This window comes from Paenibacillus sp. Y951, from assembly GCF_056786395.1.
The window spans coordinates 53,551-69,310 of the sequence record NZ_JBXCIY010000001.1 but is presented as its reverse complement, the minus strand read 5'-3'; the positions used below and the strand labels follow the sequence as shown (position 1 = coordinate 69,310).

At 38.3% G+C, this 15,760-nt stretch carries 11 protein-coding genes; 1 reads left to right on the top strand and 10 read right to left on the bottom strand.

The genetic code is table 11. The features are described 5' to 3' along the window. The first annotated feature begins 70 nt into the window (after window positions 1-70). Window positions 71-1,213, top strand: coding sequence for a YfbR-like 5'-deoxynucleotidase (locus AC1TPB_RS00330; protein WP_482063170.1), 1,143 nt, complete (start codon window positions 71-73; stop codon window positions 1,211-1,213). A gap of 17 nt (window positions 1,214-1,230) precedes the next feature. On the opposite strand, the gene AC1TPB_RS00325 is transcribed toward AC1TPB_RS00330, so the two are convergent. From AC1TPB_RS00325 to yfkAB, 10 genes are all read right to left on the bottom strand, one after another. Next, window positions 1,231-1,455: a hypothetical protein gene (locus tag AC1TPB_RS00325; RefSeq protein ID WP_482074675.1), complete on the bottom strand. Its 225-nt coding sequence runs from the start codon at window positions 1,453-1,455 to the stop codon at window positions 1,231-1,233. Window positions 1,456-1,460: 5 nt separating this feature from the next. After that, window positions 1,461-4,367: a DEAD/DEAH box helicase gene (locus AC1TPB_RS00320; RefSeq protein ID WP_482074674.1), complete on the bottom strand. Its 2,907-nt coding sequence runs from the start codon at window positions 4,365-4,367 to the stop codon at window positions 1,461-1,463. Continuing rightward, the gene (locus AC1TPB_RS00315) at window positions 4,367-5,950 is read right to left on the bottom strand and encodes an SWIM zinc finger family protein (RefSeq protein WP_482074673.1); all 1,584 of its coding nucleotides are present in this window, start codon (window positions 5,948-5,950) and stop codon (window positions 4,367-4,369) included. The genes AC1TPB_RS00320 and AC1TPB_RS00315 overlap by 1 nt, the downstream gene beginning before the upstream one ends. Window positions 5,951-6,157: 207 nt before the next feature. After that, window positions 6,158-7,906, bottom strand: coding sequence for a sensor histidine kinase (locus tag AC1TPB_RS00310; RefSeq protein ID WP_482074672.1), 1,749 nt, complete (start codon window positions 7,904-7,906; stop codon window positions 6,158-6,160). A gap of 307 nt (window positions 7,907-8,213) precedes the next feature. Then, entirely contained in the window at window positions 8,214-8,438 is a 225-nt protein-coding gene (locus AC1TPB_RS00305) for a helix-turn-helix domain-containing protein (RefSeq protein WP_258201984.1), read from the bottom strand. A 184-nt stretch (window positions 8,439-8,622) separates the two neighbouring features. Further along, entirely contained in the window at window positions 8,623-9,084 is a 462-nt protein-coding gene (locus tag AC1TPB_RS00300; RefSeq protein WP_482074671.1) for a GtrA family protein, read from the bottom strand. Continuing rightward, window positions 9,077-10,072, bottom strand: a complete 996-nt coding sequence (locus AC1TPB_RS00295) for a glycosyltransferase family 2 protein (RefSeq protein WP_482074670.1) — start codon at window positions 10,070-10,072, stop codon at window positions 9,077-9,079. Before AC1TPB_RS00295 ends, AC1TPB_RS00300 begins: the two co-directional genes overlap by 8 nt. Window positions 10,073-10,105: 33 nt before the next feature. Then, complete coding sequence (locus AC1TPB_RS00290) at window positions 10,106-13,411, bottom strand: phospholipid carrier-dependent glycosyltransferase (protein ID WP_482074669.1); 3,306 nt, start codon at window positions 13,409-13,411, stop codon at window positions 10,106-10,108. A gap of 148 nt (window positions 13,412-13,559) precedes the next feature. Beyond that, a complete protein-coding gene (gene ytvI / locus AC1TPB_RS00285) occupies window positions 13,560-14,591 on the bottom strand; it encodes a sporulation integral membrane protein YtvI (protein WP_482074668.1) in 1,032 nt (343 codons plus the stop codon). Window positions 14,592-14,611: 20 nt separating this feature from the next. Continuing rightward, complete coding sequence (gene yfkAB, locus AC1TPB_RS00280) at window positions 14,612-15,727, bottom strand: radical SAM/CxCxxxxC motif protein YfkAB (RefSeq protein WP_482074667.1); 1,116 nt, start codon at window positions 15,725-15,727, stop codon at window positions 14,612-14,614. Window positions 15,728-15,760: the final 33 nt, after the last annotated feature.

The following is a 15,760-nucleotide window of genomic DNA, read 5'->3' as shown; positions in this document are numbered from 1 at the left end:
ATAAAGGTTATAATAACATACAATGCAAGTTCAAAAAGCAAGCTTTCGATAGTCAAGCTGATGGGGTGAAATGATGAATAATAGTCATTATGTCAAGGCGATTTTTCAGATGCAGTATGTCTCTCGCTGGCAAGAGTTTTCTCCAAGATACAAAGATAATGCTGCTAGTCATAGCTTTCGCTGTGGAGCAATTGCTGTATTAATTAGTATTATAGAATGCCGCTTATATCATAAGCCAATTTTGCCCTCAGAATTAATTGGCAAAGCATTGCTGCATGATCTGAACGAAACGGTAACAGGCTCAATTAAATATGTCACCAAAAAAGAACAGACGCTTTCACCTCATATACAAAAATTAGAATATGAAGTAAATAAAGAACTCGTTGCCTATCTGTCTAAGTCACTTCAGCCGAGTTTCACTGAGTATATCGTGCACGCCGAAGATGATAGTTATACAGGTAAGCTCGTGAAAGCGATCGATTCTTTCGACGCAATGCTGTTCTGCAAGCGCGAAAGCAACTTACAGCATCAAAGCTATTTCACCGAAAAATTTGAACAATTACGGAATTCATTAATGAATAGCGAATTCGAATCGATTCGATGGTTACTACTAGCGTTAGAGCAAGATCAAGGTATTGCTCAATTTCTCGATTATATTCTTAATCTAGATCTTATTGATCGTTGGGGAGGAAGCTTTAATCTTATCCCAGACAATGATGCTACACATTCTTTCCGAGTCGCCGCCTTATGTTTATTCAACGCTCATCTCGAAAAGGAAAAATACAATCAAGAACAAATCAATATGTATGCGATACTCGGGAAATCTATTATGCATGATGTTGTTGAAGGAGTTAGCGGAGATGTTGCCTCACCGATCAAACGATCATCAATCGAAATAAAGCAAGCTTTTATCAATTATGAACAGCAAGTTGCCCGAGATATGGTTAGTAATTTACCAGCGTTCATGCAAGAAGATATGATGGACTTTCTCGTACATGCCAAAGACGACAGCTATGAGGGGATGCTAGTAGATATCGCTGATAAACTTGACGCACTTATTAAAAGCAATCTTGAAATGCGTAATAATCCCCATTATGTCAGCAAGTACGAGCAACAATTAACGCATATTCAGCATCATTATGAAAATCCATCCGTTATTTTCTTTCTTGCCTATATATTACATGATATTACGTACGATCATTTTATGCGCTAATATGAGTAGGCAGACGATTACTCATTCGACTTTCTTAAGTTATTCGCATAAGCAGCTATATCGCGATACAGTGCTTTCCAGTTAGAATTTGCAGTTGAAGGAGATGTAGCTTCCGCTACACTCTCCTCTTTTTGCTGTTCCTTCGTTTCTGTTGATTCTGATACCGTTAACAGCTCATCGCTAGAAATTTGTTGTTCTTTATGAGGCATTATTTCAGATATCCCCACATTATTGTTATTCATTCTGATCACTCCTTAAGCCAAGAGTCTCGCAGCGTAAACAATTCCTTCAAATCATCTGTATTCAACTCTGTTATCCATTGATCTGATTGACGTACGATTTGATCATTCAATTGTTGTTTTCCATCAATCATCTCATCTATTTTCTCTTCTAATGTACCTATGGTTATAAATTTGTGTACTTGAACCTGTCTTGTCTGTCCAATCCGGAATGCACGATCTGTCGCTTGATTTTCCACGGCAGGATTCCACCAACGATCGAAATGAATAACATGATTAGCGGCAGTTAGGTTCAAGCCAGTACCACCAGCCTTTAAGGATAATACGAAAGCTACATGAGGAATCGCTTCATCCTGAAATGCTTCAATCATTTCATCGCGCTTTTGCTTAGGTACTCCACCATGCAAATAAGGAACTTTGATCTCATAGCGCTGCTCCAAAATACGTTGAATTTGTGAGCCCATTTCAATATATTGCGTGAAAATAAGACAGCGTTCACCGAGCTCCGCAATTTCATCAACAAGCTCGACTAGTCGTTCAAGCTTACTTGAACGTGTAATTTCCCACTGTTTCTTCGTCTCTTGATGTAGTAATAACGCAGGATGATCACAAAGCTGTTTTAGCTTCGTTAATGATCCTAGAATTAAGCCTCGACGCTGCATCGGTGTTTCTGTTTGCAGCTTTTCAAGCAATTCACTCACAATACCTTCATAAAGCGATACTTGCTCTGTCGTAAGTGGCATAAAACTTTTCGCTTCTTGTTTTTCTGGCAGCGATAGCGAGATTGTAGGGTCCTTCTTCACCCGACGAAGCATAAATGGCTTCACCCAGCGTTGCAAGCCTGCAATACGTTTCTCATCCTTCTCACGCTCAATTGGGGCGATCATCGATTTACGGAATTGAAATAAGCTACCCAAGTAACCAGGATTAATAAAATCATAGATTGACCATAGTTCAGTTAATCTATTCTCCATCGGTGTACCAGTTAACGCAATACGTTGTAGCGCTTGAAGCTTACGAATAGCTCCCGCTTGTTTCGTATAGGCATTTTTAATATTTTGCGCCTCATCTAAGCAAAGTGAATCCCACACATACGATTGAAGATCCTCTGCATCAATTTGTGCCAAGGCATAAGATGTAATCACAAGATCAGCATCTTTGATCGATTGTTCAAATTGAGTATCTCGAGGTCGTTTTGTACCATAATGAAGCACAACCTTTAAACTTGGTACAAAGCGTTTTAACTCTCTTTCCCAGTTTCCGATTACCGAAGTTGGACATATGAGTAGTGACGGCGCTTCACCTTTACGCAATTGATGAGTTTTTACATAGGATAAGTATGCCATATATTGAATCGTTTTTCCGAGACCCATATCATCGGCCAGCACTGCTCCTAGTCCGAATTGACGCAAGAAAATAAGCCATGATGCACCTTGCTGCTGATAGGGACGTAATTCTCCGAGAAACGTTGAAGGGCATTCGATTAATGGAATATCTTGAATATTTTGTAATTGCACTAACCATTTTGTCAAATGATCATTCAATTCTATCTCGGTGTCCAAATCATAATCAAGCTCTTCATCGATCCAATCGGCATGTTCACCTCGTAAGTGCATTTGCAGAACATCGCTAAATGTAAGACCTTTTTTGCGATGAACGTTTTTCAACCATTTTTTAACTTGAGCTACATCTTCTGCACTCAAATATACCCATTGATCTCCGAGCTGAACTAATTTACGATTGCTAGCCGCAATACTCAAAAATTCATCTTCACTTATTTCTTTGTCGCCAATTGCAAATTTCCAATCAAACTGCACAATTTGCTCTAATCCGAACATCGGTTCAGCAGCTGACCCTAGCGAGGACTTTACTTTCCCCTTTACCTTCAGCTTACGGCTTTTCACACTTTCCCACCAAGCAGGCAATATAACTTTGCAGCCTGAAGATAATAACGTGACACTTTCATACTCTAGAAAATTCCATGCCTCATCCTCTGTTAACGGATGCTGCAACACATCATATTCATCACTTAATAGTGTATTTTCGATTACTCCTTGATAACGTAAACGTTCCCGCTGTAGCTTCTCATGTATTGTGTCATGCCATGGCTCATCAATTGGAAAAACAATGCCATCACCATTAATCATGCACCATTGCCCGATCGCATCATCAAAATTCAATTGATACCATTGCTCATCTTTCACATTGTAAATCGATGTACGCAAAAACCATGTTTTTGAACGATCTGTCGGCTCATGAAGCGCAATCGCAAGTTTATAAGGTAAAATATCTTCCTTGAAACCAATTGTCGTTAACCATTCTTCTTCATCTACAACTTTATTCATAAGTAATGAATAGCCGGTATTATCCAAAAGTGCATTCCAGCTACGACTAACCGTCGGTTCATTCTCGATAATATCATTCACGATATGACTGAACCAATGCCCGATTCCATCAAAACCATATTGCCCCGCTTGTTCCCACCAAGTATCCCATTGCTCAATCGAGTCCGCATTTTGGATCGGTCTCCATGCTGTTGCGTTAGCATTCCAATTTGCAGGTTCCGGCTCAAATTGTCCATTTTCTAAACATTTCAAATAAAACTGTGCTAATTGCTGCAGTAACAATAGACGTTCTGAATATTGTATTTTAAGTAACGACAATGGTGCAGGTGCTGCCAAAAACTCTAATGCCTGCTTCGGCGTTAATATTAGAATGCTCCTGCCATTTAATTTACTTTCTTCAATCTCTGTACCATACCATGAAGGGGTATGCCAACCAAATATATAGCTGCGTAATTGACCGAAGGTTGTTTCTTTCCAGCCATCGACACGTAAAACAATCTCATAGTTCTCTTCTCGCTTACCCCATATTCCATCTAAAGCCAAAGGCTGTATGCCGAAACTCATTTTCATTACAATAACTTTCCTTTCAGAAGCTCTTCCTGAAATGCTCGTAATCGATTATAACGACTTTGCATCAGATCGAAGTAGCTTTTCCATACATGAGGCTTCTCAAGCTGCTCGTATAAGCTATGGAGCTTCTTAATATGCTTAGCAGCTGTTCTATAGCCCTGTCGATTACGACTATGAATGGATATTTCTATCGCTTGATGATACATCGGTAATAATGCTGACGGCGCATGCTTTTCAATAACTTGTAATTCATTGGCCTTAAAATCCTCTGGTTTGCGCCCCATATAGATTTGTAAATCTGCCCAATCCTTATAACGCTGCTCATTTATATAATGCTCAGAAAGCGCAGCATATGAATGCGGAAGAAATTCCAGCATATATTTCATCCATTTCGAGTTACTTGATTGCAGTTGACTGCCTTTACGACATAATTGTAAAAACGGACCTATCGAACGAACTTGCTGCGTTTGCACAAAATGATCATTCAAAAAATCCATCCATAACTCGACTTGCTCCCACTGACCATTACTCATTCTAGCTTCGACAATCGGATACATAATCCGTTGCACACGGTCAAATTGACATTTTTCCAAATATTCAATTGCACGTTCATCATTCTTTTTACCGAGATTAAGTACCGCAATAGAACCATATAAAAATGAAGTAACAAATTCATGTGTTTCTACTCGAGCAAGATTTTCAAGTTTTTGAAAAAGTTCATCATTTTGTTCATCGTCTGAAGCAAGAAAACTAATTAGTCTGTAGTACGCGTAATCCCATTCAAACATCGGTTTTTCCAACGTCGTTGCCTTTTCAAATGTAAAGCTCATCATTGACTTAATCCATTGTCGTTCATAAGGCTGTAATGCATCACCTTGGACTAGGCCAAGTAGCTCATACAATTGATTACTCCATGGTTCTGCCAGTCGTTTGAATGTCATTTCATGATAATATCGACTGAAGCTATCTACCGCTTGCAACGCTCTTTCGCCTAGTGATAGCACGAATAATATGGAAGCGCACCAATGTAATCGTTGAATATTAGGCTGACTTGATTTAGCCATACCTTTGATCGATGTTAAAGTATTTGAAAGGGGATGAAAAGAATGTTTACACTTCTTCCAATCATCACCAAATAGTTGCATCATTTTTTGAATAACTTCTTCCGGGTCGATCTGTGAGCTAATCTGTCCCTCATTATTCTGCTCCAATGGAGAGTTAGTTGTAACAGATGGGATCGAAGATGCACGTACTAGACCTAATAATTGGAAATACGCCTGCTCCGCAAGAACTTTTCCGTTTTCCAACGTTTTATAATATTGAAATAGTAATGCCGCCATATGCTCACAATACACAGTCTGTTGACATGTACAGCTACTATAACGAATATGATCAGAATCGATAACTACAGCGTGAAGTTCTGTGTCTTTCACAATGCCATTAATCATAGTAGATCCATATACATTGACTTTTTGTACGAATTGGTCCTGATAAAGCTTCCAGCCCCGCTTCAATACATTGGAATATGTCCCTTCACTACTAAGTTGTTCAAATGCTGTAAGCAATCGATTATACATTTGCATATTTCTTACTTCACCTGCTTTCTACTTCAATCTGTCCATTCTATCTATTATATCAAAAAAACCGTTCAAACTATAATCATTTCCTTATTCTTTTCTATTCCACTTATAAATCGAGCGTCCAATCAAACTATTTTATCCATATACACAAAATAAAAAGCTATACATTAGCATCGTTCAGCTCATGTATAGCTATAAAATAAGTACATACTAAACAGGGATTTTAACCAAAAATTCAATATAATGTTCATCAATTGCGAAAACTTCTAACTCACCCTTATATTGCTTAATCAGATTAGATACAATAGATAATCCAAGACCTTGATGCTCGCCACCTTTGGAGGTAAACCCCGTTGCGAATAGCGGACTTTTGAGGGTCTCATTGGCGTCAGCGCAATAATTTGTCACTTTCAAATATAACATACCATCCTGCTCACGACCATACAAAATTACTTTACGATACTGTTCATGATGCTTAAGTACTTCATCAAATGCATTATCGATCAGATTCCCTAGAATTCGATTAATATCTAACGTTTTCCCTGCCATAGCATGCAAATTGACACCTTTCACATCACGTACAAAATCGATTTTGTATCCTTCTGCCTGTGATATTTTCGATCTGACGAGGGCAGCAACCGTTGGATTACCTATATTAATAAAATCATTAACATAATGTATTTCCCCGGCAATAGCCTCTGTAAATTTTTCTAGCTCATCATACATTTTCATTTTTGTTAATGAATGAATCGTCTGAACTTGATTAATGAAATCATGCCGTTGAGATCGTATCGATTGGAATAAAGCATTAATTTCTTCTATATATGTATCTTGAGCAACCTGTACAGCCTGGTCACGTAATCTGCGGAAATATCTCATCACTGTCATAACAATAGGAAGCATAATAGCAGTAACTATAATTGTTATTAATGCTACACGGACAATGCTTGCACGAAGTTGATCTTGAATAAGACTGTAATCTGAGATGATAACAAGCACATATCCCCTCATTTGATCACCGTCTTCATCCACAATTGCTATTTTATCATTAGTTGCTTGAACAGGGATGAACATCTTATAGGTATGACTATTACCTAATTTTTCTTCTCGACTTACATTTTCCGAGTCTAAATATGCTTTTTTCACATCTTGTTCATCATAACTGGATTCATATTGATAGCTTCCATACAGCACCGGTCGCTGTACAACATGCTCGCGAATAGAACCATCTTTATTTACTGTTACACTATCATTGGGGAATGTGTCAGGGTTAACAATATTTATTTCTAAGATGGAATTATTGGCTGCTTTTAAATTTTCAAACAAACGATCTAATCCTGTTTCCTGATTATATTTTGCAAGTGCTTCATAATCAACATAAGGATCAATCATATAGTTCGTCGTACCATCATAGAAATATCCCCATTTGTATATTTTTTCATAGTCTGTGGAAGCAACCTCATAAGGACCTGACCAGAAGGATGGTAGTGTCATTCCTACCCACTCATGACTAATCCCCTTCATCTCATATAGCTCTTGAAAAATCCTAAACCATGGCTCCCATTCACGCGTACTCTTCATCAATTGCGTTGGATCAGAGGAGCGATATAATACTATATCTTTATTATCTTGCTTTTGAAGTAAAGTAATATGCTCAATATCCAGTTCCTTCGCCAGCTCCGTAAGCCGTCCGTTGGATACTTGTTCAACATCACTATTCAAAGCATATTTCGCAGCAATCGATGCACTTCTTAACTCTCTTCCAATCTGATCCTCGAACATTTGCGATCCCATTCGTGTCTGTTCAACTGAACTTTCAATCTGCTTACCTAGAACTTGCAATTCCTTATCTAGCTGATCCACGAGCATGTTTCTAGTTATAAAAAAATATACACAATTATTAATAATAACGAGTAACACTATCGTGCTAATTGCCATATACCAAACGTTTCGTTGCATAACTACTCTCCTAAATTCCATATATAAAACTAGAATAACATTCCAAATGCCATCTTATTTTAACACAGAAATATGTCAACAGGTGTTTTTACAAAAAAATTCATTAAAAACATTATTTTCACATTAAAAGTTATAGGAGAATTGACTGTTTCCAGCGGAAAATATTTCAGAAGGAATTTCACTCTAACTCTACAAAAAATAGACAGTAAGTTGTTATTATTTTCATAATAACCTCATACTGCCTTTCCATCTGCTCCTTCACATTGCATATCATTTGAGCCATATAGAGTATGTGATTGCTTCATGACTATATCTGAAGTTCTCCCATCTTAATTAACTCAACAACTGCTTGCGAACGACCTTTTACGTTCAATTTCTGCATGACATTGGAGATGTGATTCCTCACGGTTTTTTCACTAATGAAAAGCTGCTGAGCGATATCTCTAGTTGTTTTATCTTGAACAAGTAATTCGAATACTTCTCGCTCGCGATTCGTTAGTAAAAATTTGCTTTTGTGGTCGTTTTGCTTCAATGTGTTTCACCCCTCCTTGCCAGGGTTTTGTGTAATACCAAGGTCAAGGGATACAGTCAACATATCATATGTAAGTACCTAAAGGTTGGTGACCTATGTTAGAAAAATAGGCGTTCGGAACAGCGATTGGTTCTTATAGCGGACTCCGATTGGAACATCGATTGGTTCTCGGAGCGCTCTCCAATTAGTTTTCGCGGCGATCCCTGAATACCCATTTCTTACTACCGATAAATTGAATCATAAGAACAACTACCGTAACCGCTAATTTGCTTACAAGGGCATGCCATTGTGCAAGCTCGATAATAGTATAGATAAGCATACTCGACACCAACAGCATACATCCATTCCAAATGATAAACCTAATCATTCGCTTAACGGCAATGATGTCACGATGAAGATCGTTGCTTCGAAATGTAATGGCATTATTCCAAATATAGCTATTCAGCATCCCAATACTATAAGCGACAATATTAGCAATAAGGTAATGAACCGATAACTGAATAAGTAGCCAAAACATAATAAAATCTACGACTGTGTTGCTAATGCCAACGATTGCGAATAAAATGAACTGCTTCACTGATTTTCGACGATTTGACTTAGCAGACATATCCGGCGCTCTTACTATTGCTTGTTCTTGATCATTCATCTTGCTCACGTTTTTCCATATAATGATTTACAGTCGTTAGAGTTGTATTCTCTTGGGATACCACTTCTCGCACGATATACAATGGACGATTTTTGGACTCATCATATATACGTCCGATATATTCTCCGATGACACCTAGCAAAATAAGAATAATCCCATTGAATAGTAAATTAAGCACGATAATACTCGCCCAGCCCGCTTCTGTTGAATCGGTAAATATACGTTGGTAAACAACAACAAGCAAATAAATAAAACTGAAAAACGATATTGCGAATCCGACATAAGTAGCAATACGTAAAGGCTTGTACGAGAACGACGTAATCGCATCCAATGCAAAGCTAATCATTCGTTTCAATGGATATTTGGTAACACCAGCAAAGCGCTCTTCTCGAATAAATTCAACGCTTGTCTGCTTGAATCCCACCCAACTAATTAAGCCGCGTACAAATCGATTTTTCTCCTTCAAGCCTTTTAGCACATCACAAACCTTCCGATCGATTAAGCGGAAATCTCCTGTATCCGTTGGCACTTCTACATTAGTCATCGTTCTTAATAAGCGATAAAATAACTTCGCCGTCGTTTTTTTGAACCAAGTTTCACCTTTACGCTTAATCCGCTTGCCATAGACAACCTCATAGCCTTGCTTCCACTTCTCGATCATCATTAGCATCACTTCAGGAGGATCTTGAAGGTCAGCATCGATAATAATAATCGCCTGACCATTCGCATAATCCATCCCAGCAGTAATCGCAATTTGATGCCCAAAATTGCGCGAGAAATCGATCAGTATAACTTCGTCATGTATAGTTGCTAGTTCAGATATGATCGCAGCAGAAGCGTCTTTACTCCCATCATTAACGAAGATTAGTTCATAACTTTCTTTCGTTTGCTTCATTACTTCCGTAAGTCGTTCAAATGTCGTAGTAATAACTTCTTCTTCGTTGTACATCGGTACAATGACACTGTACATAACTGATCGAGTAGACATGCTTAATCTCCAATCCATATCGTTACTTAATAATTAGAATAACCAAGAAGGGAACCATCTCAAATACTCATTAACAAATTGCTCTGAAACAAATGCACCTGATAATGCAGGATAGAACAGAATGAATAGGATGATCGCTATCGCGATAAATACATTTCTGCCTATTTTCCCCCATCTATCTTTCTCCTCAATATATTTCGCAATATACATAATACTTACGATAATAAATGGTACCATCGCAAAATAATGATAAAGGAAAGTTTCCCGCGGCACTAGCATCCACGGAATATATTGTGAACCATATGCGATAAATAACATCATGGCCATATACTCTTTTTTGCGAATACTAATAAAGATCGTAGCAAGCATCGCAAATATACCACTCCACCAAATAAGTGGATTACCTAAAGCTACAATGGTAGAACGTAATCCTGTCGCAGCTTCACTATCTACATAATACCAGACTGGACGCTTCATAAATGGCCACTCCCACCACGTAGAGGAGAATGGATGGGAAGACACTAAATTGCTATGATAATTGAACATATTCACCTGATAATCCACTAACGCTTGCCATGTATAGCCTGATGGTAGTGCTGTTAGTATCGGAATATTGGACAATGCATAGATAAGCGCTGGCACTCCAATATAGAATACGAGACAAATCGCTAATGTATATAGTGTGTATGGCACAAATTTCTGTCGAATCATTTTAAGCTGATCGATATATTCAACATTCAGCTTTTCCCCTTCAACAATTAATAGCTTCGCTGCTCGGTATTGCTGATATTTGCGCCATAAGACGATAGCAAGCATTATAGCTAGACCAGCACCACCATATAGTACAATCCACTTGGATGCTACACCTAATCCAAAGCATAACCCAGCAAGACCTAGTGGTATCCATGTATAACGGAGCCGTTCTCGATAAAAATTGAGTGAGGCATACTGATTCATAAAGAAGAACATTAACATAATAAAGAATACGGCATATACATCAATCGTTGCGATTCGAGTTTGTGTAAAATGCATAAAATCTACAGCAAGCAAAATCATCGCTCCAGCAGCATATACTGTTTTACGTAAAATCGCCTTCGCCATAAAGTACATGACCGGCAACATTAGCACACCAAACAATGTCCCCATAAATCTCCATCCGAATGGTCCAAAGCCAAATAGCTGAATGCCCAGTGCAATAAGAATTTTCCCAAGTGGCGGGTGCGTACTTTCATAGGCTTTAATGCCTTCGATATTCTCGTATGCAGTACGAGCATGATACACTTCATCGAAATAACTACCATGCTTAAACGTATGGTGATATTGTGCAAGCTGTTGCTCATCGATTAAATGAGTCGCGAATGAAGTTTCATTCGAATTTTCGATAATAGTTACTGGGGCTGGTTCCTCCGAGCCTTGAACATATATACCTAACTCATGTAAGCGGAAGCCTAGTTGCGAGGCTGTTAGCTTCACATATCGCACATCCTGCATAATATCTTCTTCATGCCAAGCAAATACCGCTACATGATCATGTGTAACGACAACTTCATTAGACCATTCACCAAACTCATTAGCAAATGAATAGCTATATTCCCCACTACCTACTCCACCAAAGCTTGTAATTCGCTCGATCGGCTGTGAAGCTCCTAGATCGAATATGATGGACTCAGCAACTAACGTTGGCTCCCATACTGTTTTGGGCGACTTCATATCCCCAAGATTAATAAATGCAACAATACCATAGATGATCGTTACTATAGCGACTATGATCCAGTCTTTACGCTTCATGCCGATATCGTACCAGCGACGCGGTGGCTGTATATCTTGTTTATCTAATATATCTAAATTCACGATTTCTGCAGCATGTTGTAGTCTCATTTGAGCATCACGATCATTCATCTTCAATGTTCGCCCCCGAATATATAGATCATTTCCAATATAAAGCATGTAAATGACTAATATAATATTAGCTACAGCACAGAGAATAGCTACCCCATCATTTGGAACAAAGGTAGTTTCCCCACTGAATGCTAATACATCATAAAGATTCAATGTGTTGGTCATCGTAAACCCATAGATCAGATGAAGTAATCGACGATCCTGACGCTGAATGAATGCCATAATAAGTAAAATAATAATAGAAAACATATAGCGTTCATGCATTTTCGTAACGAGAATGAATACAATGCCCATTAATGATGCTGCGATAAAGTAAAGCTGTTCAAACTTCACTTTACTGCGCAGTCCAATCCATCCAGCATATAGTACTGCAATAGCTATACCTATATTACCCCACACTTTCAGTGGCAAACCTATAAACTTCTCTTCCAGTGCTACCCAATTATAACCAAACAGCGAATAGAGATTAAAGGCATTTAGACTTCCGTAGGCATAAGAAGATAGCGTTCCTTTATATAGCTCGATTAATTGCATCAGCCCATCTCCCTTTATAAATAAAGGCAGAGCTAACAATAAAAATGTCCCAAAACCATAAGCAGCACTAATCGCTACATTTTTCCAGCTTCGTCCATACCATAAAGCAAATAAAACGATCGGCATAAAGATAAATGCCTGTGGCTTAATAAGCGCAGCAATGGCAAATGTAACTGAAGCTAAAGCAATTTTTTTGTCGATAAAGAAAGCAATGCTTATAATAATTATTAGTGCAAATATCGAATCTACTTGCCCCCATACCGCACCATCCATCAGAACAACAGGGTTAAACCAATATATAAGCATAAGTCCCAATGATATCGGCATCGATAGCTTTTTATTAGCTAATCTAAAAATTAATAATGAGGCTATTATATCAGCGATAATAGCAGGTAATTTATACAATATAAGAAATGCTGCACTACCGTAGACGATATTCAATTGATCGCCAATCCATGCAACAACATACAGTATGTAGATATAACCAGGAGGGTAATCGACGAAGAAATCTCCGTGATAGAACTGAAGCATGCCAGCCGAATATGCGTAATTTCCCCAATAGTGAAATAAGGCAAGATCATTAACATAGCCACCATTTGTTGCTGCAAGCCATAACCGAAGTACTAATCCTATTAGAATACTAGTCCAAATTATTGTCGTTTTTCGCATGACCAACGTTTTCTCTACCAGCTTACTGTCACGAAACCAGATGTGATGGACTGCCGCACTCATCATACAAAATAGCACAATAGCGATCAGTGGATTCATTATTGATATTCTCGGATCGACTTCTCCTTCCGCTGCATATACAGGTGCTGCAGCAAATAAAGCTAGCCCTATAATTAAAACAAACAATAGCGACCGCACAAGTGAGTGGCTTGTAACCTTCATTCGCATTTCGAACATCTTATTACTCCTTTTATCTCATTTTGCTACATACACTATAACATGTTTTTGTCATCTCACAAAAACAATAGGCGTATGAATGAACTTTTTTCAAAGAGCATTCATACGCCTACTATTAACTGTTATATAACACCATTCATCTATAGCGCTACAATTTAATCGATGATGGAATAATTCCTGCCTTTTTGCACGCAGAGTAAATAATGACAACAAGCGGTCCGAGGAACACTCCAATGACACCGACAAGTTCCAGCCCTACATATAAGCTGATCAATACAGATAATGCTCCGATCCCTACAGCATCGCCAAGAATTTTCGGTTCTACAGTACGTCTGAACACCGTAATAACTACGAATAGCAATACTAATCCAATTCCAGTGAAAATATCTCCCATAAACAAATTATATATTGCCCAAGGTACAAGTACAGATCCTGTCCCAAGAATCGGCATAATATCAACGATAATAATAAGCAGCGCTATCGCAAGCGGATATTTAATATCGAGAATCAATAAGCCTCCTAACGATAGAATATACGTCATCGCGCTTAATATAATTTGAGAGCGTAAAAATCCGAAAATCGATATTTTCAAGCTATCTAATACAGTTGTTACCTTATCACGAGACTCCTCATGGAAAAACGAAATAACAGATTGCTTCAATGTATTAAGACTGAAGCTTAACATATATACAGCAACGATGAATACGATGAAAAATATAAACATACTTGGCAGTGCAGAAAGCGCTGAACCTAATTTCCCAGATAAACTCATCGCTGTTTTTGTAAGCCATTCAATAATCGAAGTCGTATATTTTTCAAGTGATTCAACGACTTCTGGTGGTAAATTTTCATAGGTTTTTCTTAGTTGAGCCAATAAATCGTTAGTCATCCCACTTAAATTCGAGAAATAACGAGGAAGCTTCTCAACAAAGCCAATTACCTCATTTAATACTTTAAGCCCTATTAGAAACATTAGCCCAATTAATCCAACAGTAAATAATGTGCATGAAATAATTGCCGCAACTAATCTTGGCAACCGCAGCTTAGTAACAAATAGCTTATTAAGTGGCTCTAAAAAGATCGCAACAATAAGCGCAAGCAGAAATGGCGCACCTACAGTAAACGATAAATAAAGCAAGCCGAGAGCAACCGCAATGGATAGCATCGCACGAACTGACAAAGTATCACTTCCTCACCAATTTAATCAACAATCGCTTTACGTAGTAGGAAATTATCATCTTTGTAATACATATCTTTCACTAGTAAATTCGGACCGCTACAAGAAACAACAGGACAGTGACAATTCACACTTTTAGCTAAAGGGTGCTCTAGCCATTCATCAAAGATATGATCAAGAGGATCCCTGTAAATACTTCCGAAGGATGGAATATCAGAAAAGTCTGTTACAAATACTTCCCCCGTGAATAGGTTCACATTCAGCCGATTACGCCCATCTGGATCATTACGAACGGATACATTGCGCTCACGAGTAAGCCGAGTTAGTAATTGGCGTTCCTCAGCAATATTACTGCAATGATAAAATGGTAAAGTTCCAAAAAGCATCCAAATCGATTGGTCTCTTTTGTGAAGCAACAACTCAATAGCTGCACGCATCTCGTCTTTCGTAATAGCAGGCAAATCTTTGGCGAATGAGCTTGGATACATCGGATGTACCTCATGACGCTGACAACCCATCTCAATAATTAACTCGTGAATTCGATCAATTTTCTTATGCGTTCGATAATTAATCATCGATTCAGCGGAGACAAGTACTCCAGCATCACTTAGACGCTTCGCATTATCAATCATTTGGTTGTATAGCTTCGTTGCTGCCGCTAGCGGCACGGAATGACCAGCTTTTGCAAAACCAACCTCATGAAAATCTTTTGCTTCCGTGTAATTGAACGAAATATGCATTACATCAAGGTATTGAGCTATTTTTTCGTAACGTTGAAATGGAAGTGTCACATTGGAATTAATTTGCGAACGGATACCTCTACTTCTCGCATACTGAAGAAGCGGAACAATATATTCATCAACCGTTTTCTGATTAAATGTCGGCTCTCCACCTGTAATGCTAATCGTCTGAAGTTCCTTCACTTCATCAAGGCGTTTCAGCATAAGCTCTAATGGGATTTTCGTAGGTTCTTTCATCACTAATGTATCGCCAACTGCGCAATGCTCACAGCGCATATTGCATAAATTAGTGACAGTCATCTCGACACTAGTTAGTCGATGTCTACCGTGTTTTTGTAACGAATGTATAGCCTCCCACGGATCGTTTGTCGGAGACATTGGTATTAATAATTGATTCATAATTGATATCGCACCTTAACCTTTTTACTTTTC